The sequence below is a fragment of the Cyanobium sp. Morenito 9A2 genome, assembly GCF_024345575.1.
Lineage (GTDB): Bacteria > Cyanobacteriota > Cyanobacteriia > PCC-6307 > Cyanobiaceae > ATX-6F1.
This window is the reverse complement of record NZ_JAGQBJ010000002.1, coordinates 157,227-176,723: the sequence shown is the minus strand read 5'-3', so window position 1 is coordinate 176,723 and position 19,497 is coordinate 157,227. Positions and strand designations below refer to the sequence as shown.

17 protein-coding genes and 3 pseudogenes are annotated in these 19,497 nt (G+C 67.1%); 18 read left to right on the top strand and 2 right to left on the bottom strand.

The window, feature by feature from the left end; translation table 11 throughout:
* Window positions 1-31: 31 nt before the first annotated feature.
* The 3 pseudogenes from KBY88_RS16380 to KBY88_RS16375 form a co-directional block, all read left to right on the top strand.
* Window positions 32-313: pseudogene (locus KBY88_RS16380) on the top strand (hypothetical protein); the annotation flags it as partial.
* 89 nt (window positions 314-402) lie between these two features.
* Window positions 403-1,454 (top strand): annotated as a pseudogene (locus tag KBY88_RS04370) (IS5 family transposase).
* A gap of 174 nt (window positions 1,455-1,628) precedes the next feature.
* A pseudogene (locus KBY88_RS16375) lies at window positions 1,629-2,073 on the top strand (transposase); the annotation flags it as partial.
* 472 nt (window positions 2,074-2,545) lie between these two features.
* On the opposite strand, the gene KBY88_RS04360 reads toward KBY88_RS16375, so the two are convergent.
* Entirely contained in the window at window positions 2,546-5,128 is a 2,583-nt protein-coding gene (locus KBY88_RS04360; protein WP_254938684.1) for an ATP-dependent Clp protease ATP-binding subunit, read from the bottom strand.
* Between the two features lie 190 nt (window positions 5,129-5,318).
* Complete coding sequence (locus tag KBY88_RS04355; RefSeq protein WP_396102520.1) at window positions 5,319-5,831, bottom strand: GNAT family N-acetyltransferase; 513 nt, start codon at window positions 5,829-5,831, stop codon at window positions 5,319-5,321.
* A gap of 220 nt (window positions 5,832-6,051) precedes the next feature.
* Between KBY88_RS04355 and lysA the strand changes: the two genes are divergently transcribed.
* From lysA to KBY88_RS04280, 15 genes are all read left to right on the top strand, one after another.
* Entirely contained in the window at window positions 6,052-7,476 is a 1,425-nt protein-coding gene (lysA, locus tag KBY88_RS04350) for a diaminopimelate decarboxylase (protein WP_254938683.1), read from the top strand.
* A gap of 25 nt (window positions 7,477-7,501) precedes the next feature.
* Complete coding sequence (locus KBY88_RS04345; RefSeq protein WP_254938682.1) at window positions 7,502-8,425, top strand: diadenylate cyclase; 924 nt, start codon at window positions 7,502-7,504, stop codon at window positions 8,423-8,425.
* A complete protein-coding gene (gene uppS / locus KBY88_RS04340) occupies window positions 8,422-9,228 on the top strand; it encodes an undecaprenyl pyrophosphate synthase (RefSeq protein ID WP_396102517.1) in 807 nt (268 codons plus the stop codon). The genes KBY88_RS04345 and uppS overlap by 4 nt, the downstream gene beginning before the upstream one ends.
* Window positions 9,229-9,238: 10 nt before the next feature.
* Window positions 9,239-10,225 (top strand): biotin synthase BioB, encoded by a 987-nt coding sequence (gene bioB / locus KBY88_RS04335; RefSeq protein WP_254938681.1) that lies wholly within the window; start codon window positions 9,239-9,241, stop codon window positions 10,223-10,225.
* A 10-nt stretch (window positions 10,226-10,235) separates the two neighbouring features.
* Window positions 10,236-11,180, top strand: a complete 945-nt coding sequence (gene trhO / locus KBY88_RS04330) for an oxygen-dependent tRNA uridine(34) hydroxylase TrhO (protein ID WP_396102515.1) — start codon at window positions 10,236-10,238, stop codon at window positions 11,178-11,180.
* Window positions 11,177-11,533 (top strand): hypothetical protein, encoded by a 357-nt coding sequence (locus tag KBY88_RS04325; RefSeq protein ID WP_254938679.1) that lies wholly within the window; start codon window positions 11,177-11,179, stop codon window positions 11,531-11,533. The genes trhO and KBY88_RS04325 overlap by 4 nt, the downstream gene beginning before the upstream one ends.
* A 5-nt stretch (window positions 11,534-11,538) precedes the next feature.
* Entirely contained in the window at window positions 11,539-12,306 is a 768-nt protein-coding gene (locus KBY88_RS04320) for a class I SAM-dependent methyltransferase (RefSeq protein ID WP_254938678.1), read from the top strand.
* Entirely contained in the window at window positions 12,303-13,199 is an 897-nt protein-coding gene (locus tag KBY88_RS16145; RefSeq protein WP_315858099.1) for a cupin domain-containing protein, read from the top strand. Before KBY88_RS04320 ends, KBY88_RS16145 begins: the two co-directional genes overlap by 4 nt.
* A gap of 33 nt (window positions 13,200-13,232) precedes the next feature.
* Window positions 13,233-13,976, top strand: a complete 744-nt coding sequence (locus KBY88_RS04310; RefSeq protein WP_254938677.1) for a prolipoprotein diacylglyceryl transferase — start codon at window positions 13,233-13,235, stop codon at window positions 13,974-13,976.
* Window positions 13,977-14,007: 31 nt separating this feature from the next.
* On the top strand, window positions 14,008-15,486 hold the full coding sequence (locus KBY88_RS04305) for a radical SAM protein (protein WP_254938676.1): 1,479 nt from the start codon (window positions 14,008-14,010) through the stop codon (window positions 15,484-15,486).
* Entirely contained in the window at window positions 15,483-15,947 is a 465-nt protein-coding gene (locus KBY88_RS04300; RefSeq protein WP_254938675.1) for a hypothetical protein, read from the top strand. Before KBY88_RS04305 ends, KBY88_RS04300 begins: the two co-directional genes overlap by 4 nt.
* A gap of 94 nt (window positions 15,948-16,041) precedes the next feature.
* Entirely contained in the window at window positions 16,042-17,025 is a 984-nt protein-coding gene (locus KBY88_RS04295; RefSeq protein ID WP_254938674.1) for a DUF952 domain-containing protein, read from the top strand.
* Complete coding sequence (locus KBY88_RS04290; RefSeq protein ID WP_254938673.1) at window positions 17,022-17,570, top strand: hypothetical protein; 549 nt, start codon at window positions 17,022-17,024, stop codon at window positions 17,568-17,570. The genes KBY88_RS04295 and KBY88_RS04290 overlap by 4 nt, the downstream gene beginning before the upstream one ends.
* Before the next feature lie 76 nt (window positions 17,571-17,646).
* Window positions 17,647-18,939 (top strand): M23 family metallopeptidase, encoded by a 1,293-nt coding sequence (locus KBY88_RS04285; RefSeq protein ID WP_254938672.1) that lies wholly within the window; start codon window positions 17,647-17,649, stop codon window positions 18,937-18,939.
* The gene (locus KBY88_RS04280; RefSeq protein WP_254938671.1) at window positions 18,936-19,487 is read left to right on the top strand and encodes a hypothetical protein; all 552 of its coding nucleotides are present in this window, start codon (window positions 18,936-18,938) and stop codon (window positions 19,485-19,487) included. The genes KBY88_RS04285 and KBY88_RS04280 overlap by 4 nt, the downstream gene beginning before the upstream one ends.
* Window positions 19,488-19,497 lie beyond the last annotated feature (10 nt).

The following is a 19,497-nucleotide window of genomic DNA, read 5'->3' as shown; positions in this document are numbered from 1 at the left end:
ACCTGTCCACGAAACCGGGGCAACCCCAAGGCGCCGTTTCGCGGGGATCGACGTGATCAGCGACCGGATCCCCGATAAGACGATGATTCTGGCTTTCCGGTACCTGCTGGAGAAGCACAACCTGGGAGAGCAGATCTCTGAAACGGTGAGAGCCCATCTCAAGAAGCAGGGCACGATCATCGATGCCACCTGGATCGCGGCACAGTGTGCCACCCCTGCCGAGGCCGCAGGCCGAGCGTGGCGGAGGCACTAGAGCAAAGCTGGGAAGGGGGTTCCGGAGATGAACCAGACCTGGAAGGGCAAGCAGTGGTATCACTACTGCGCGGAAGGCTAAGGAGACTCTGGAAAACTCAGGACACCCGCGCAACAATGGAGGCGTGATCGCAGGCCAGGACTGGGGTGATGGGTGGCAAGCAGCTCGGATTTTCTGACTACGAGCTGACCACGGCCCTTGCCGAGCCCGCAGGGCGAGCGTGGCGGAGCCACTAGAAGCGCACCAAGCGCGAGAAATTCCTCGCCGAGATGGAGCAGGTGGTTCCGTGGCAGGCGCTCATTGATCTGATTGAGCCGCACTACCCAAAAGCCAGCAAGAAGGGCGGCCGGCCCCCGTACCCACTGGCGACGATGTTGCGCGTACACCTACTGCAGCAGTGGTATTCGCTCAGTGATCCCGCTATGGAAGAGGCCCTGATTGAGGTGCCGACCATGCGCCGCTTTGCCGGCATCGACCTGATCAGTGAGCGGATCCCAGATGAGAGCACAATCCTTGCCTTCCGGCACCTGCTGGAGAAGCATGAGCTGGGCGTGCAGATTTTTGAAACCGTCACAGTCCATCTCAGCGCGCGTGGCATGACGATGCGCTAGGGAACGATCGTCGATGCCACCTTGATCGCGGCGGCCAGTTCCACCAAAAACAAGGACGGGAAACGGGATCCAGAGATGCACCAGACCAAGAAGGGCAATCAGTGGTATTACGGGATGAAAGTCCATATCGGCGTCGACAAGGACTCAGGCCTGATCCACTCAGTCGTCACTACTGCCGCCAACGTGCATGACCTCACGTCAGCAGCTGAACTGTTGCATGGCGATGAGGAAGTGGTCTATGGCGATGCTGGTTACCAGGGCATCGCCAAGAGAGCGGAGATGGCTGGCAAGACGACGACGTTTCGAGTGGCGATGCGCCCCGGAAAACGCAAGGCCCTGCCCGATACGTCGGAAGGGAGGCTGCAGGATCTGGTCGAGACGGCCAAGGCACACATCCGCTCCATACCGAGGCCGATGGCCGAGCGTGGCGGAGCCACTAGGTCGAGCATCCATTCAGAGTGATCAAGCAGCAGTTCGGTTTTCAGAAGACCCGGCTGCGTGGCATGGCCAAGAACCGCTGCAAGGTCAGCGTGATCGCGGCGCTCACAAATCTGTTCCTGGCGCGCCGCTTGTTGCTTGCGGCGACATGAACGAGCGAATGGTGTGACTGGAGGGCCTGATTGAACCTCGAAAACCCCGAAAAAAGAGAAGGATTAAACGGCAGAGCACTGATGGGTGTCCTGTTCACTCAAAATGCAGTCCGACATGGTGGATTTGAGCTCAGCAGCTTCTCAAACCCATGCTGCTCAGAGCTTCCCTAAGCCTATGGGATGAAAGTCCACATGGGGGTGGACAAGCACACAGGCCTCATCCACTCGGTGGCGACTACTGCCGCCAATGTGTTCGACCTCTCTCCAGCAGAATACCTGCTGCACGGCGTGGAGGAGGTGGTTTATGCGGACGCTGGCTAACAAGGACTTGAGAAACGGTAGGAGATGGAGGGCAATGCCGCCAAGTTTCGGAATGCCATGCGCCCGGCAAACGCCGGGCTTTACCTGATACACCCGAAGGCCGGCTGGAGAATGTGCTCGAGGCTGCCAAGGCTCCCATGCGGGCCAAGGTGGAACATCCTTTCCGAGTGATCAAGCAGCAGTTCTGCTTTCACAGAACCCGGCTGCGGTGCATGACCAGAACCGCTGCAGGATCAATGTGCTGGCCGCACTGACTCATTTGTTCTTGGCCCGTGGCCAACTGCTGCTGACAAGCTGAACGGGAGATCGGTGTGCCCATTGGGCACCGATCAGGGCAAAGATCAGGACAGATTTATGACGAAATTAGCAGTAACTCACTAAACAAAGCTTTGATGCCCATAGGTGTTCTCATTTGGACATCGTGCTGTTGTTGGTGCTTGTACGGACGGCGTTGCCCAGAGTCTCCCTAACACTGTCGGACCTCTTCACTCCGATCTGATTTGCTGAATCTTTACAGCGTCTTGAGGACTCATGCGCCGCTGAGCTTGGGGGAATCAAACACCCAGAACCACTGGCTTGTGGGATTTGGTGCTTCTACTCTCTGGCATGGAATCTCTCATCAGTCTTTCCCTGCCCCCCCCCCATAGCTCCGCTGCAGAAGCAAACCACTACGAGAGGGGAGACTGTTCACATCCCCAGCCGCCAACACTCAAAAAAAGAGGGGGCCCCTGAGGACCCTGAGTCCTGAATCAAGAGCGCTCTACGCCCCTTTAAGCACTCGCTCCTGCCAGCTCGGGTAGAGGTGGAAGCACGGTCTGGTGGCGGATGTAGACCTGCTTGTCCTCGTTAACATCCACAAGGGCAGAGTCGCCGTCCTTGAGGCGGCCGGAGAGGAACTCCTCGGCCAAGCTGTCTTCGAGCAGGCGCATCACGGCGCGCCGCAGGGGACGGGCCCCGTAGCTGGGGTTGTAGCCCTCCTCCACCAGGCGCTCCTTGAACGCCTCGGTGACCGAGAGGGTGATGCCCTTCTCCTGCATGCGCGCAAACACCTCCCGCAGCATGATCTCGGCGATCAGCTTCACCTCGTCGCGGCTGAGCTGGCGGAAGACGATGATCTCATCAAGCCGGTTGAGGAACTCGGGGCGGAAGTACTGCTTCAGCTCCTCGTTCACCAGCGAGCGGATGCGGTTGTAGTTTGTCTCCTCAGCTCCTGCGCCAGAGAACTCAAAGCCCAGACCACCGCCGCCCTTTTCAATCACCTTCGAGCCGATGTTCGAGGTCATGATGATCAGGGTGTTCTTGAAGTCCACCGTGCGTCCCTTGGAATCGGTCAGCCGGCCGTCTTCCAGAAGCTGCAGCAGCAGGTTGAACACATCCGGGTGGGCCTTTTCGATTTCGTCGAACAGCACCACGGTGTAGGGCCGACGCCGCACTGCTTCGGTGAGTTGTCCGCCCTCGTTGAACCCCACATAGCCCGGAGGTGATCCGATGAGCTTGCTGACCGTGTGGCGCTCCATGAACTCCGACATGTCGAGCCTGATCATTGACTCTTCGCTGCCGAAGAAGTAAGCGGCCAAGGCCTTGGTGAGCTCTGTCTTGCCGACACCCGTGGGACCGGAGAAGATGAAGCTTGCGATCGGCCGGTTGGGGTTTTTCAACCCCACCCGAGCCCGCCGGATCGCTTTGGACACGGCCTTGACGGCTTCGTCCTGGCCGATCAGCCGCTGGTGCAGGGTCTCCTCCATGTTGAGCAGCTTCACCGACTCGCTCTCGGTGAGCTTCTGGACGGGCACGCCCGTCCAGGAGGCGACGATGTGGGCGATGTCCTCTTCGGTGACCACGGGAGTGCGGTCCCCATCGCCATCGGTGGTGGTGCCGCTGAAGGCGCTGCCCGCATCCCCAGCCAGGACAGCGGTGGCGGCAGCAACGGCCTCCGCTTCGGCATTGGCGGCACTGGGCTCCTCGTCCCGGCGGGCCTGGAGGATCGAGCGGATCTGCTCGCGCAGCTCCACTTCTTTGTCGCGCAGTTCGCCGGCCTTGCTGTAGTCCTGCTCGCGTACGGAGGTCTCCTTCTGCTTCTGCACGTCACGCAGTTGCTTGTCGAGCTCCTTGGCGGCAGGCGGCAACTTGGAATTGAGCAGGCGCACGCGGCTGCCGGCCTCGTCGATCAAATCGATCGCCTTGTCGGGGAGGAAGCGGTCGCTGATGTAACGATCGCCCAGGGTGGCGGCGGCCACGACAGCCTCATCGCTGATCTTGAGGCGGTGGTGCTGCTCGTAGCGCTCGCGCAGGCCGAGCAGAATCTCGATGGTGTCAGCCACGGAAGGCTCGCCCACCATCACCGGCTGGAAACGCCGCTCCAGGGCCGCATCGCGCTCGATGTGCTTGCGGTACTCATCAAGTGTGGTGGCACCGATGCATTGCAGTTCACCGCGGGCCAGGGCCGGCTTGAGGATGTTGGCCGCATCGATCGCCCCCTCGGCGGCCCCCGCGCCGATCAGGGTGTGGACCTCATCAATCACGAGAATGACGTTTCCGGCGCTGCGGATCTCCTCCATGATTTTCTTCAGGCGCTCCTCGAACTCGCCCCGGTACTTGGTGCCAGCCACCAGCAGCCCGATGTCGAGGGTGAGGACGCGTTTGTCCTCGAGGATGTCGGGAACCTCGCCCAGGTGGATGCGCTGGGCCAGCCCCTCGGCGATGGCGGTCTTGCCGACGCCCGGTTCGCCGATCAGCACAGGGTTGTTCTTGGTGCGGCGGCCCAGGATCTGGATCACCCGGTCAATCTCGTTGTGACGGCCCACCACCGGGTCGAGCTTGGCGTCAGCCGCCAGCTGGGTGAGGTTGCTGCCGAACTCATCCAGGGTGGGGGTCTTGGTGGACCCTTTGCCGCCGCCACCGCCTGAGCTCACTTCGGCGGTCTCGCCGAGCATGCGGATCACCTGGGTGCGCACCTTGGCCAGGTCGACGCCGAGATTTTCGAGCACCCGCGCGGCAACACCTTCGCCCTCGCGGATCAGGCCCAGCAGCAGATGCTCAGTGCCGATGTAGTTGTGCCCCAACTGGCGCGCCTCCTCCAGGGAAAGCTCCAGGACCCGCTTGGCCCGGGGTGTGAAGGGAATCTCCACAGCCACGAAGCCGGAGCCACGGCCGATGATCTTCTCAACCTCAACCCGGGCGTCCTTGAGGTTCACCCCCATCGACTTGAGCACCTTGGCGGCCACACCGGTGCCTTCGCCGATCAGCCCCAACAGGATCTGTTCCGTTCCAACGAAGTTGTGGCCAAGGCGGCGGGCCTCCTCCTGGGCCAGCATGATCACCTTGATGGCCTTCTCGGTAAACCGCTCGAACATGTGCGGTGCCAATTGCAGGTCACCCCAACCTATCAGGATTGGGTGAGGGCTGCGCACTTACAAGCAGGAATGCTCAGACCCCTTGCGGCATCTGGGGCCGCTGCAAAAGAAGAAACAACCAATTCCCCGAAAATGTGGGGGTGATTGCAACAACAATGGTCGGCAATCCGTACCCGCTCAACCGTCGGTTTCAGCCCCCACCACGGCCGAGGTTGCGCCATTGGATCAGAGCGTCCCGACCATCGCGGTAGTAACCGCAACGTCGGCCTGCGGTTTGGAATCCAAGGGCCCCATAAAGCCCTAGGGCGGCGACGTTGTCGGCGGCCACCTCGAGGGTGGCGCGCTTCGCCCCCAGGCCCTCGGCCCGCTCCAGCAGCGCCTCCACCACCCGGCGGCCCAGCCCCTGGCGCCGCTGACGGGGGTCCACCACCACCAGGGAAAGGTGCAGCTCATCGACGATCAGCCAGCCGCAGGCCATCGCCACCAATGCCCCCTGCCGCCAGAGCCCCAGACCGGGTCGGCGCGGATCGACCAGTTCCGTGGCCCACTGGCCCGCGCTCCAGAAGCCCCCGAGGGCGGCCTGATCCAGGGCCAGGCAGCCCGCCAGCTGGGCCTCGCCCAGATCTCCGGTGATGGTGTCGGGTGAGGTCTCCGGTGGGGGCACCTGGGCCGGAACGCCGCCGGTCGAGTCAAGGGGGTTCAATTGAGCCTCCGACACGGGCCTCCCTCCGGCTGCTGTGCCTTCGAATCGTGCTGGTCCTGCCCCAAGCGGGCCCAGGGACGTTCATTGATCACCATCGCGCCCAACGGTCTTCCTTACATTGCTTCGAATTGACGTCCCGCTGCTGAACCCACATCCCATGACCACGGCTGTACCCAGTCAAAGCGCTGTTCCCAGTGAACAAGCTGTAGCCGCTCAAGCCATGGGCACCGAAACCGTGGCCGTGTCCACTGGCCCAGCGACCGGCTCCCTCGTCGGACGGGCCTTTGAGCCCAGTCGTGACCTGCTCAGCCCTAACCGCAACCTCACCCCGATCACCACCGACCTCGACGCCCAGGGGCGCCTGGAGGTGGGGGGCGTCGCCCTCTCGGCGTTGGCCCAGCGCTACGGAACGCCTTTGTATGTGCTCGATGAGGCCAGCCTGCGGGCCACCTGCCAGGCCTACAGAGGCGCCCTCGAAGCCCACTACCCCGGGCCTTCACTGGCCCTCTACGCCTCCAAGGCCAACAGCAGCCTGGCGATCAGCGCCCTGGTGGCCTCCGAGGGCCTGGGGCTTGATGCTGTGTCAGCCGGCGAGCTGCTCACGGCGCTGAACGGTGGCATGCCGGCCGAGCGCATCGTCTTCCATGGCAACAACAAATCCGCGGATGAGTTGGCTCTCGCCCTGGAGCGCGGCGTCACCGTGGTGCTCGACAACTGGCGCGACATCGAGCTGCTCAGTGAACTGGCCCCCGCCGCCGGTGCCAGCCCCGAGGCTCCCGTGCCCCTGCTGCTGCGCTTCACCCCAGGGATCGAGTGCCACACGCACGAGTACATCCGCACCGGCCACCTGGACAGCAAGTTCGGCTTCGATCCCGACCAGCTGGAGACGGTGCTGCGGCACCTGAGCGGCTGCAGCTGGGGGCTGCTGCGTGGCCTGCACGCCCACATCGGCTCCCAGATCTTCGAACTCCAGCCTCACCAGGACCTGGCCGGGGTGATGGCCGATGCCCTCGCCCTGGCCCGCTCCCTCGGCCACCCCTGCACCGATCTCAACGTGGGCGGCGGCCTGGGCATCCGCTACGTGGTCTCCGACGACCCCCCGTCGATACAGGAGTGGGTGCGCACGGTGGCCGAAGCGGTGGCCTCGGCGTGCCGGGAGCGGCAGCTGGAGTTGCCTCGACTGCTCTGCGAGCCCGGTCGCTCCCTGGTGGCCACTGCCGGGGTCACGCTCTATGCCGTGGGCAGCCGCAAGGACATCGCCGGCCTGCGCACCTATCTGTCGGTGGATGGGGGCATGAGCGACAACCCGCGGCCGATCACCTACCAATCGGCCTACACGGCCGTGCTGGCGGACCGCCCCCTGGTCGAAGCCAGCGAAACCGTGACGCTGGCGGGCAAGCACTGCGAATCCGGTGACGTGCTTCTCAAGGACCTGTCCCTGCCCCCGGCGGCCCCCGGCGACGTGCTGGCGGTGTTCGCCACCGGTGCCTACAACGCCTCGATGGCCTCCAACTACAACCGCATCCCCCGGCCCGCGGCCGTGATCGTGGGGGGGGGGCAGTCAGAGCTGGTGCAGCGGCGGGAGCAGCCGGACGAACTGCTGCGCTACGACCTGCTGCCCGAACGGTTCTCGTCGGTAACCTGAGCCCACGCAGGAGGGGGCCGACACCGTGATCTGGCAGCACCTCTGGGACGCGCGCCTGCTGCTGCTCGATCTTTTGTTCGCCTCCGCCCTCGGGGTGCTGCTCCTTTCACGCGTCAACGAAGCGCGCACCCTCTGGCTGCTGCGCGGTTATCTGTTTCTGGTGGCCCTGGCCTGGTTCGTCCAGCGTTACGCCTTCTTGCCTCTCACCAGCAAACTGGTCGATGCGGTGGTGCTGGCCTGCAGCCTCGCCCTGGCGATCCTTTGGCAAGGGGAACTGCGGCGACTGATGGAATTGCTGGGCACCGGCCGGCTGGGGGTGCTGTTCGGCAGCAACAGGGCCGAATCCATGGGTGCCGGCACGGCGAGCTTGCTGGCGGAGGCCGCCGGGCGGCTCTCGAAGGCCCGTCGGGGGGGCCTGATCGTGCTTGACCTCGGCAGCGACCTGCGTCCGGAGGATTTCCTCAACCCAGGCATCAGCCTTGATGCCCAGCTGTCGGTGGACCTGCTGCTCAACCTGTTCTCCACCGACACCCCGCTGCACGACGGAGCGGTCCTGCTCAAGGGCAACCGCATCGAATCGGCCGGCGTGATCCTGCCCCTCTCCCGCCAGGGCGAGAACCGCTACGGCACTCGGCACCTTGCCGCCCTGGGCCTCACCGAACGCTTCGACCGCTGCCTGTGCGTGGTGGTTTCGGAGGAAACGGGCACCATCTCGCTGGCCAGCCAGGGGCGCCTGGAGCGGCCGATCACCAGCGGCCGCCTGCAGGAGCTGCTCAGCGCTGCCCTGGCCGCAGCCACCTCCGCCAAGGCGAGCGCGAAGGTGGCGACCAAGGCCCCCGCCAAGCAGGAAGCCAAACCGCTCCTGACACTGCCCCCCCCCGGGACCGCAGTGGCGGCCCTTCCTGGGGGTCGTAGCGTGGCCAAAGACAAGCCAGAGCCCCGCGCATGAGTCGCTCCCTGGCGACCACCGAACCGTTCTCGACCACCGGAGCGCCCACCGACCAGTCGATGGACCTGGACTTGCCCAGCGCCCTGGACCCGATCCGCTTGCCCGCCCACGTGGCCGTGATCATGGATGGGAACGGTCGCTGGGCCCGCCAACGCGGACTGCCGCGGGTGCTGGGACACCGCGAGGGGGTGCAGTCGCTCAAGCGCACCCTGAGGCTCTGCAGCGACTGGGGCATCGGCGCCCTCACTGCCTACGCCTTCTCCACCGAGAACTGGAACCGTCCAGGGGAGGAGGTGAGTTTCCTGATGACCCTGTTCGAGCGCGTGCTGGCACGGGAGATCGACGGCCTCGACCGCGAACGGGTGCGGATCCGTTTTCTGGGCGACCTGCACCAGCTGCCGCCGGGTCTGCAGGAGTTGATCGCCGAAGCCACCGCCCGCACCGCCACCAACGACGGCATTCATTTCAACGTCTGCACCAACTACGGCGGCCGCCGCGAGCTGGTGCAGGCCGCCCGACGGCTGGCGGAGCAGGTGGCCCGGGGCGAACTCGATCCGGCCGCCATTGATGAAGAGGCCTTTGCCGCCGGGCTGCACACCGCCGGTGAGTCCGACCCCGATTTGCTCATTCGCACCAGCGGTGAGTTCCGCATCAGCAACTTCCTGCTCTGGCAACTCGCCTACGCCGAGCTCCACATCACCGATGTGCTCTGGCCCGATTTCGACGAAGCCGCCCTGCTGGCCGCCCTGCTGGACTACCAGGGCCGCAGACGCCGTTTCGGCGGTGTCGACCCCAGCCGTTAGAGCCCCGCCCTTGACCGTCACCGCCCCTGCCAAGCCGCTCAGCCTGCGCCACGACTGGAGTGTCGCAGAGATCCAGACCTTGCTGGAGCGGCCCTTGATGGATCTGCTGTTCGAAGCCCAGCAGGTGCACCGGGCCGCCAACCCCGGCTACCACGTGCAACTGGCCTCCCTGCTGAGTGTCAAGACCGGCGGCTGCGAAGAAGACTGCGCCTACTGCCCCCAGTCGATGCACCACAGCGCCGACGTGGCCGCACGGCCCACATTGGCGGTGGAACCTGTGCTGGAACGGGCCCGGGCGGCCAGGCAGGCTGGCGCCCACCGCTTCTGCATGGGCTGGGCCTGGCGCGACATCCGCGATGGCGCCCCCTTCGAGGCGATGCTGGCGATGGTGCGGGGGGTGAGGGAGCTGGGGCTTGAGGCCTGCGTCACCGCCGGCATGCTCACCGACACCCAGGCGGCGCGGTTGGCCGAAGCCGGTCTCACCGCCTACAACCACAACCTCGACACCAGCCCCGAGCACTACGGACAGATCATCAGCACGCGCAGCTACCAGGAGCGGCTGGAAACCCTGGGCCGCGTGCGCGCCGCCGGCATCGACCTCTGCTGCGGCGGCATCATCGGCCTGGGGGAATCGGTGCGGGACCGCGCCGGCCTGCTGCAGGTGCTCTCCAATCTTGATCCCCACCCCGAGAGCGTGCCGATCAACGGCCTGGTGGCTGTGGAGGGCACCCCCCTTGAGGATCAGACCTCCTTTGATCCCCTCGATCTGGTGCGCATGGTCGCCACCGCCCGGATCCTGATGCCCTTCAGCCGCGTGCGGCTCAGCGCCGGGCGCGAGCAGATGAACCGGGAGGCCCAGCTGCTGTGCCTGCTGGCGGGGGCCGATTCGATCTTCTACGGCGACACCCTGCTCACTACCAGCAACCCCGCCGTGGAAGCCGACCGGGAACTGCTGGCCGCTGCTGGGGTGAAGACCCTGGAGGTGGCCCCTGGCTGAGGCCGCTCCCGTGTTGAGCGCAGCGCCAGCGGCCCAGCAGGTGGCGGCCTTCTACCGCTTCGGCGCCCTGAACGCTGGAGTTCTGCCGGCCCTGCGCGAGCAGCTGCAGCAGCTGGGCCGCGCCACAGGCGTGCTCGGCACGGTGCTGCTGGCCCCAGAGGGGGTGAACGGCACGATCAGCGGTGAGCCGGAGGCGGTGGAGGCCCTGCTGAGCGCACTCCAAGCGGGCACCGGGCTGGCGGAGCTGGAGCTGAAGACCAGCTGGAGCGCCGTGGCCAGCTTCCAGCGGCTCAAGGTGCGCCTGAAGCGCGAGATCGTGACCCTCGGCATCGAGGGGCTCGACCCGACCCAGGACGCGGGCACCAACGTGCCGTCGGAAGCCTGGAATGCACTGATCGACGATCCCACCACCTTGGTGATCGACACCCGCAACGCCTATGAGGTGGCGATCGGCAGTTTCGACGGGGCGATCGATCCCGGCACCGAAAGCTTCCGCGACTTTCCCGCCTGGGTGGAGCAGGAGCTACGCCCCCTGGTGGCCGAGCGCCAGCCCGAGCGCCTGGCGCTGTTCTGCACCGGCGGCATCCGCTGCGAGAAGGCCACCACCTACCTGCGCCAGCAGGGTTTTGAGGGGGTGCACCAGCTGCAGGGCGGCATCCTGCGGTACCTGCAGGACACCCCCGAAGCCCGCAGCCGCTGGCACGGCGAGTGCTACGTGTTCGATCGGCGCGTGGCCCTCAACCACCGTCTCCAGCCCGGCACCCACAGCCAATGCCATGCCTGCGGGCTGCCCCTGGGCCCGGAGGATCGCGCCCTGGAGAGCTACGTGGTGGGGGTGAGCTGCCGCCATTGCCTCAGCCGCTTCAGCGACAGCGATCGCCAGCGGTTTGCCGAGCGCCAGCGGCAGATGCTTCTTCAGAGGCAGCGGCAGCGCAGCGCCCCGGTGGAACCATGAGTTCGACGGCCCTGATCCTGCTGCTGCTGGGCCTGGGCCAAACCGTGGTCGTGCCCGGCACGACCGCCACCGTCAGGCTGGAGTCTGTGGAGGATCACCGCTGCCCCAAGGGTGTGCAGTGCGTCTGGGCGGGCTACGTGGCGGCAACGCTGGGCGTGCGCGAGGCACCGGGCCAGGCGATCCGGCAGGTGGTGCTCAGCCAGCCTCCGCTTCAAACCTCAGCAATGACAAGCAGGCTGGTGCTCCAGGGCCAGGCCCTGACCCTGGAGAGCGTCGAGCCCCAGCGCAGTTTCCAGCCCAAGGGCCCCGCCGTGCCCGTGCGGGTGAGCCTTGGGGTCAGCCCCGCGAGCTGATCGCCATGAGCGATCCTTCCGAGCAGCAATGGCACCCCGAGAGCTACGCGGCCAGGGGCCGCTTCGTCTCCGATCTGGGGGCCCCGGTGCTGACCCTGCTCGATCCCAGGCCCGGCGAGCGCGTGCTGGATCTGGGCTGTGGCGATGGGGCGCTCACCGAGCAGCTGGTGGCCCTGGGGGCCCGGGTGATCGGCGTCGATGCCTGCGCCGCGATGGTGGCAGGCGCCCGCGCCCGGGGGCTGGAGGCCCAGGTGCTCGATGGCCAGGCGCTGGCGTTTGAGGCCGCCTTCGAGGCGGTGTTCTCCAACGCCGCCCTGCACTGGATGCTGCAGAGCGAGCGGGTGATCGCCGGGGTGCACCGGGCCCTGGTGCCGGGGGGGCGGTTCGTGGCCGAGCTGGGGGGACAGGGCAACGTGGCCGCGATCCACGGCACCCTGGAGCGGGCCCTGGACGTCCGGGGGCTGGCGGCCCCCCACGACACCTTCTTCCCCACCCCGGAGCACTACGCCTCCCTGCTGGTGGCAGGCGGCTTCAACGTGGAATCAATCGCACTGATTCCCCGTCCCACGCCCCTGCCCGGCGATGTCGGCGACTGGATCACCACCTTTGCCCACGGCTTCCTGGCACCGCTGCCGCCCAAGGAGCGGCCGACGTTCGTGGCAGAAGTGGTCGAAGCCCTGCGGCCTCAGTTGTTGGGGGCCGATGGCCTCTGGCGGGCCGACTACGTGCGCCTGCGCTTTCGCGCCATCCGCCGGGAGACCCCCACCCCATGAGCGCCCTGGAGCGGCCCACCACGGCGGCGGATATCGAAGCGCTGGTGGGCGCCTTCGAAGTCGGCACCCTGCCCAAGGCTCGCTGGACCCACGAAGCCCACCTGGTGGTGGCCCTCAAGACCCTGGAGCAGCGCCCCTTCAGTGCCGCCCTCACCCATCTGCGCACCCGCATCCGCGCCTACAACGAAGCCACGGGCACCGCCAACAGCGATCACTCCGGCTACCACGAAACGCTCACGGTCCACTTCCTGCGCGGGGTGGGTGGCCACATCGCCCGCCACCCCGGCTGGCCCCTGGCCGATTCCCTGGCCGCCTTGCTGGCTTCCCCCCTGGCGGAGCGCGACTGGCCCCTGGCCGCCTACAGCCCCGGGCGCCTGAAATCGATCGAGGCGCGCCGTAGCTGGCTGGAGCCCGACCTGGGGCCCAAGGCCCTCTGGGCCGCCGCGGCGCCGCCACGCCCCCGGGGCAGCCACTACCCCGCCCCATTCGCTGCCCTGATGAAGGGCCGGGAGAAACGGGTGCTGGGGGAGAGCTTTGGGCTGCGGAATTTCGGCGTCAACCAGACCCGACTGGCGCCGGGGGCCCGCACCGCCCTGCGCCATGCCCACAGCCAACAGGACGAATTGGTCTACGTGCTGGAGGGCCATCCCACCTTGATCACCAACGACGGCGAGCGGGAACTGGCACCAGGGCTGGCGGCGGGCTTTGCCGCCGGCAATGGCAACGCCCACCATCTGGTCAACCGCACGGCGATGGATGTGGTGCTGCTGGAGATCGGCGATCGCAGCCCCGGCGACGGCGCCAGCTACCCCGACGACGATCTGAGCGCGGAGCTGGTGGAGGGGGCCTGGCGGTTCAGCCACAAGGACGGCCGCCCCTATGGCAGCAGCTGAGCCTCAGCCCGCGGGCCAGCCAACCTGAGAGCCGTGGACTTCCCCGTTTACATCGGCCTGGGGCCCTGGAGGATCCACCCCCACCTGCTGTTCGAAGCCCTGGGCTACAGCGTGGCGTTCCAGTTGATCCTGCGCAGTCGCCGGGTCGACGTGCTCGATCGCTCCCAGCGGCTCTCGGTGATGGCCGGCGGCCTGGTGGGGGCGCTGCTGGGGGCCAAGGGCCTGGCGCTGATCCAGCATGTCGATCTGATCGCCGCCGGCGGCGTTCAGGATCTGGTCGAGGCACTGGAGGGGAAAACCGTGGTGGGGGCGCTGCTGGGGGGCGTGCTGGGGGTGGAGCTGACCAAGAAGCTGCTTGGGATTAGGCAGGCCACGGGGGATGTGTTCGTGCTGCCACTGATCGCCGGCATGGCGATCGGGCGCCTCGGTTGCTTCCTCACGGGGCTGAGCGATCGCACCTACGGCATCGCCACCGGCCTGCCCTGGGGCGTGGATTTCGGCGACGGCATTCCGCGCCATCCCACCCAGCTCTATGAGGTGTTGTTCCTCGGCCTGCTGGCGTTGGCCATCCAGGTGCTGAGCCGCCGGCCCCAGCGCAACGGGTTGCTGTTTCAGATCTTCCTGGCGACATACCTCAGCTTTCGCTTCCTGGTTGACTTTTTGAAGCCTGCGTTCCATCCCCTGCTGGGGCTGAGCGCCATCCAGATCGCCTGCCTGCTGGCTCTGGTGTTCTATTGCCGCCCCAGATTGAAACGCCTCTCAGGCCCGTCAAGCTGAGGTCATCGCTGGTGTTGTTCTCCCTGGGCCCATGCCGACCCGCCCCTACCTGTTCCATGGCCTGACCAACAGCCTCTGCTCCCGCTGCCTGGGAAAAGTGGAAGCCAAGATCATCTTTCAAGACGGGGGCGTGCATCTGCTCAAGCACTGTCCCGTGCACGGCCGCGAGCAGGTGCTGATCGCCGATGACATCGACTACTACCGCCAGACCCAGGCGTTCATCAAACCGGGCGACATGCCCCTGCGCTTCAACACACCGATCCGCCACGGCTGCCCCTACGACTGCGGCCTCTGCCCTGATCACGAACAGCACAGCTGCCTGACCCTGATCGAGCTGACCGACCGCTGCAACCTCAATTGCCCCATCTGCTACGCCGATTCCGGTAGCGATCAAACCGACAGCCACCAGCAGATTCGTCGCCACCGCGACCTGGCCACGATCGAGCGCATGCTCGATGCGGTCGTGGCCAACGAAGGGGAACCCCAGGTGGTTCAACTCAGCGGCGGTGAACCAACGATCCACCCGGAATTTTTCAACGTGCTGGATCTGGCCAAGGCGCGGCCGATCAAGCACCTGATGGTGAACACCAATGGGATCCGGATCGCCCACGATCCCACCTTTGCCGAGACCCTGGCGGGCTACGCCCCGGGCCTGGAGATCTACCTGCAGTTCGACAGTTTCGAGGAGGCTGCCCTGCGGGAGCTGCGTGGCGCGGACCTGCGCAGCGTGCGCCAGCAGGCGATCGAGCGGCTCAATGCCCTGGGCCTTTCCACCACCTTGGTGGTGACCCTCAAAAAAGGCCTCAACGACCACGAGATCGGTCGCATCATCGACTACGCCCTGGCCCAACCCTGCGTGCGCGGGGTGACCTTCCAGCCGATCCAGGCGGCCGGGCGACTGGAGGGCTTTGAGCCGGAACGCGACCGCTACACCCTCAGCGAAGTGCGCCGGGCGATTCTCGAGCAGAGCCCCCACTTCAAGCCCCAGGATCTGCTGCCCGTGCCCTGCCACCCCGACGCCCTGGCGATGGCCTATGCGCTCAAACTCGGCGACCAGGTGGTGCCGCTGACGGGCCTCTTCGATGCCTCGTCGTATGTGGAGATGGTGCCCAACGCGATCATCTACGAACAGCAACCGGAGCTGAAGCAGAGGATCCTCGATCTCTACTCCACCAGCCATTCGCCGGCCTCGGCGGCCACGTCCCTGAAGCAACTGCTCTGCTGCCTGCCGCTGATGCAGGTGCCCGAGGGCCTCACCTACACCAACGTGTTCCGGGTGATGATCGTGCAGTTCATGGATGCCTACAACTTCGATGTGCGCTCGGTGAAGCGCTCCTGCATCCACATCGTCCACCCCGATGGCCGCCTGATTCCCTTCGACACCTACAACCTCTTTTATCGTGAAGGCAGTGCGGGGGAGGGAGTGATTGCAGCTTTGAACCAAGCCGCCACAACGACAACCTGGAGCGAACCCGACCTGGTTTTGGCAGACCCAACCGCCACGCCATGACGGAAGCGAGCTGGCGCCAGGATTGTTTTGCGGCTGCCGTTTCCCTGGCCTTGAGGCAAGGCAGGATTCCCTCGGCCGAGGCGGCCGACGAGGCCCTCTGTCGCGCCACGGATCTCACCTACATCCTCATCGACCGCGATGGTGCGGTGATCGGCCGCTACCTGCTCGATGACCTGCAGGCGGAATGGAGTCGCCAGGAAGGGCTCGGCAGCGGTGTGACACCCACGGCTCGGCAGCGGCGTTCCCTCACGCCCTTCGGCCAGGTGGCGCGCCCCAGGCGATTCGAGCGGCAACGGGGCTACCTGGTGGCAGGGCTCGCCATCGGTGGCTCCGTCTTGCTGCTGATCAGCCTCGGCAGCTGCTTCGAAAACAACCTCGATGGCTTCATCACCTTCGCGATGCTGGGATTGGGTTGCCTCTTCCTCTCGGCCCTGGTGGCCCTCAGCTTTGCCTTCTTCTGAGCGCGGCCAGGCGGCAGCGCAGCCCATCCTTGAAGCCTCGAGAGAGTCCTCCCTGCCCATGGCCAACGACCGGGCGCCTCACCGGCCTGCTCCGATGCCCCCTTGCTTGCCGATCCTCTACAGCTTCCGGCGCTGCCCCTACGCCATCCGCGCCCGGCTGGCGATCGAAGCGGCTGGCTTGCTGGTGGAGTTGCGGGAGCTGGAGCTGAAGGCCAAGCCCGCCGAGCTGCTCGCGGCCTCCCCCAAGGGCACCGTGCCGGTGCTGGTGCTCCCCACTGGCGAGGTGATCGAGGAGAGCCTGGCGGTGATGGCCTGGGCCCTGGGCCAGCACGATCCCGGCGACTGGCGCCGCGCCGGCGACGGCACGGCCGCCGCAAACCAACGAGCGCAGATCACCGCCCTGATCGATGTCAACGATGGTCCGTTCAAGGTCCATCTGGATCGCTACAAGTACGCCCATCGCTTCGCTGGCGCCGATCCCCTGGCCCACCGCCAGGCCGCCCTGGACATCCTGCGCGATTGGAATGCCCGGCTGGAGCTGGGGGGCTGGCTTCTGGGGGGGCGCCCCTCCCTGGCGGACATCGCCCTGCTGCCCTTCGTGCGCCAGTTCCGCCAGGCCGATGCCGGCTGGTTCGATCGCCTCCCCGATCTGGCCCCCCTTCACACCTGGCTGGGACGCTTCCTGGCCAGCCCCGAGCTGGCGGTGGTGATGGAGCGGGAGCCGCCCTGGGCTCCAGGTGAGTCGCCGCGGCTGTTCCCCAAGGGGCGCTTGATCCATCACCTGGCCCTGGCCGAGGAGTGGCGAGCCGCCGAGCGCGCCGGCGTCTACGAACGCTCCACCCGCGGCCTGTCGCTGGAGCAGGTGGGGTTCATCCACGCCAGCTTCGAGCACCAGCTGGCGGCCACCCACGCCCGCTTCTATGCCGATGTCCCCGAGCTGCTGCAACTGGTGATCAACCCGGCTCGCCTGGCGGTGCCCCTGGCCCTGGAGGCGGCCCCAGGCGGCGTCGAGCTGTTTCCCCACATCCACGGCCCTCTGCCGATCGACGCGGTGGTGGCCGTGGAGTCCTACCCATGATCGAGGCCACTGTCGTTGGAGCTCCGCTCACCCTGGAATCGATCGAGGCCAGGGCCGCTGAGCGGGGATTGCTGCTGCGGCTGCGCCTCAGTGGACCCATCGCCCTGCGGGGCCTGCGTGTCGTGGTGGCCAGGCCCCGGCCCGCTCAGGCACCCCTGTTGCTGGGAGAGCTGAAGGGCTGGGCCCTGCCCACCGCCCGGGGGCTGCACCTGGACACGATGCGGGTGCAGGGCCACGACACCGCCGGGGTGGGACCGCTGATCTGGGCCGCCACCTTCGCCTGGGCCCTGGAGGCCAGCCCCTGCCGCCAGGCCCGCCTGCTGGCGATCCGCGACGACGCTCGCCAGCACCGGCGCCTGGTGCGCTACTTCCGGGGGCTCGGTTTTGCGCCCCTGCGGGAGCTCGGGGCAGGGGTGCTGGACCTGGGGCCACGGCTGATCTGGGGCGGCTCGGGGCTGCTGATGGAGGGCGACTGCCGCGAGGGCCTGAGGCGCTGCGGGCGGCGCCTGGCGGCCCAGGAGCGGTCCGAGGCCACAGCCATCTAGGGGCGACGATCCAGGCCTGCCTGAACCTGCCGTTCAGCGGCCTTCCCTAGGTTGGTGCCTGCCTGCTCCTGTCGCCATGGCACGTCCGTCGGCGCGGCCCCTGACCCTCGCGGCCCTCGGGGGGGTGCTCGCGCTCGGACCTGCCCCGATCAGGGCTCAGCCGATGGCCCCCCCGACGGCGATCCCGCTTCCGACCATCATCAGACCCACCAGCCGAGGCACGGAGGCTCAAGCAACCCAGGCTTCGATCCTGTGGACCCCATTGGTGGGGCGCACCCTCACGCCCCTGGCCCCGGCGGTGCCAGGGGTGGATGGGCAACGGCATCTGGTCTACGAACTCGAGCTGCTCAATGCCACCCGCAGCCCCGCCCGCCTGGAGTCCCTCGAGGTGCGCCATGGCACGCGCCCCGAGCGCGTGCTGGCCACCTTCACGGGGCCTGAGCTGCTCGCCCGCCTGCGCACACTGGGCAACGGCGCCGCCACCGATCCGGTGATCCCCTTCGATCAGGCCCGCCTGGTGCTGATCAATCTCAGCCTTCCACCCGGCGGTCCCTTGCCCGCCCGGCTCCTGCACCGGCTCAAGGTCAGTGGCTCCACCGGCCCGGCTCCGGGGAAGGCGGGGGCCGTCAGCTACGACGTGGCGCCGATCGCCATCGAACCCCAACTGTTCGTGCTCGGACCACCCCTGGGCGGTAAGGGCTGGGTGGCGATCAACGGCTGCTGCCGCCCCGATGGGGGCCACCGCAGCACGGGATTGCCGATCGATGGCCGGCTCGCCTTCGCCCAGCGCTTCGCCATCGACTGGATGCGCCTCGATGGCCAGGGGCGCCTCGCCAACGGCGACCTCAGCAAGGTGGGCAGCTACCCCTCCTTCGGCGCCGAGGTGATCGCCGTGGCCGATGGCACCGTCGTCGATGTCCGCAACGACCTGCCGGAGCAGGTGCCCCCCAACCTGCCGGCCCCCAGCACGGTGTCCTTGGCCACGGTGCTCGGCAACCACGTGATCCTGCAGGTGGGCCCCGAGGCCTACGCCGTCTACGCCCACCTGCAGCCCGGATCGGTGCGGGTGCGCGCCGGCGAGCGGGTCAGGCGCGGCCAGCCCCTGGGCCTGCTGGGCAACAGCGGCCATTCCTCGGCGCCCCACCTGCATTTCCACCTGATGCGCGGGCCCAGCCTGGGCTCCGATGGCCTGCCCTACGTGATCGACCAGTTCAAGCTCGCGGGCCAGATCCCAGAAGCGCAGGCCGACGCCTTCTATGGCTTCAAAGGGGCCTGGAACCAAACGCTGTTGCCCACCCCAGCGCCGCGCGCCAATCAGTTCCCCCTGTTCTTCTCGGTGCTGGATTTCCCCACCACCCCTACGCCATGAGCCCTGCTTCCCGTTGCCGCACCACCGCAGCTGTGATCGCCCTGCTGTCTGCCGGCACAGGCGCCACCCTCCCGTGGGCGCTGGCCGTTGCGACGCCGCTCCCCACCGCCGCCACCGAGCCTTTCCCCGTGCTCAGCCGCGAACGTCTCGGCCCGCTGCGGATCGGCAGCACGGCCGCCGAGGTGCGCCGGGCGGTGGCCTGCCCGATCCAGCGGGGCCCGGCCACGCTCTGGGCCGCCGATGGAGCCCTGCACCAGCGCTGGCGGGCACCGGCCTGCGGCCTCGAGCTCGATCTGGTGAGTGAGCGGCCCGGGCCGCCGCCCGTGGTGGGCTCGATCCGCCTGGGCGCCCCCAGCCCCTGGCGCAGCGCGGGCGGGATCGGCATCGGCAGCCCCGAAGCCCAGGTGCGGCGGGTCTACGGGGCTGACCTCAATGCCCAGGAAAGCCAGGCCGGCAGCCTGGTGGTCGGCTCGATCTACGGCGGGCTGATCGTGACCGTGCGCGCGGGCCGCGTCAGCGGCCTGTTTCTGGGGGCGGCAGCCGAGTGAGGCCGGGCGG

What these genes read in the sequence shown, in the direction of transcription:
- KBY88_RS04360 (WP_254938684.1), bottom strand. Translation starts at nt 5,128, where the DNA reads ATGTTCGAGCGGTTTACCGAGAAGGCCATCAAGGTGATCATGCTGGCC.
- lysA (WP_254938683.1), top strand. Translation starts at nt 6,052, where the DNA reads ATGGGCACCGAAACCGTGGCCGTGTCCACTGGCCCAGCGACCGGCTCC.
- uppS (WP_396102517.1), top strand. Translation starts at nt 8,422, where the DNA reads ATGAGTCGCTCCCTGGCGACCACCGAACCGTTCTCGACCACCGGAGCG.
- KBY88_RS04325 (WP_254938679.1), top strand. Translation starts at nt 11,177, where the DNA reads ATGAGTTCGACGGCCCTGATCCTGCTGCTGCTGGGCCTGGGCCAAACC.
- KBY88_RS04320 (WP_254938678.1), top strand. Translation starts at nt 11,539, where the DNA reads ATGAGCGATCCTTCCGAGCAGCAATGGCACCCCGAGAGCTACGCGGCC.
- KBY88_RS16145 (WP_315858099.1), top strand. Translation starts at nt 12,303, where the DNA reads ATGAGCGCCCTGGAGCGGCCCACCACGGCGGCGGATATCGAAGCGCTG.
- KBY88_RS04305 (WP_254938676.1), top strand. Translation starts at nt 14,008, where the DNA reads ATGCCGACCCGCCCCTACCTGTTCCATGGCCTGACCAACAGCCTCTGC.
- KBY88_RS04300 (WP_254938675.1), top strand. Translation starts at nt 15,483, where the DNA reads ATGACGGAAGCGAGCTGGCGCCAGGATTGTTTTGCGGCTGCCGTTTCC.
- KBY88_RS04295 (WP_254938674.1), top strand. Translation starts at nt 16,042, where the DNA reads ATGCCCCCTTGCTTGCCGATCCTCTACAGCTTCCGGCGCTGCCCCTAC.
- KBY88_RS04290 (WP_254938673.1), top strand. Translation starts at nt 17,022, where the DNA reads ATGATCGAGGCCACTGTCGTTGGAGCTCCGCTCACCCTGGAATCGATC.
- KBY88_RS04285 (WP_254938672.1), top strand. Translation starts at nt 17,647, where the DNA reads ATGGCACGTCCGTCGGCGCGGCCCCTGACCCTCGCGGCCCTCGGGGGG.
- KBY88_RS04280 (WP_254938671.1), top strand. Translation starts at nt 18,936, where the DNA reads ATGAGCCCTGCTTCCCGTTGCCGCACCACCGCAGCTGTGATCGCCCTG.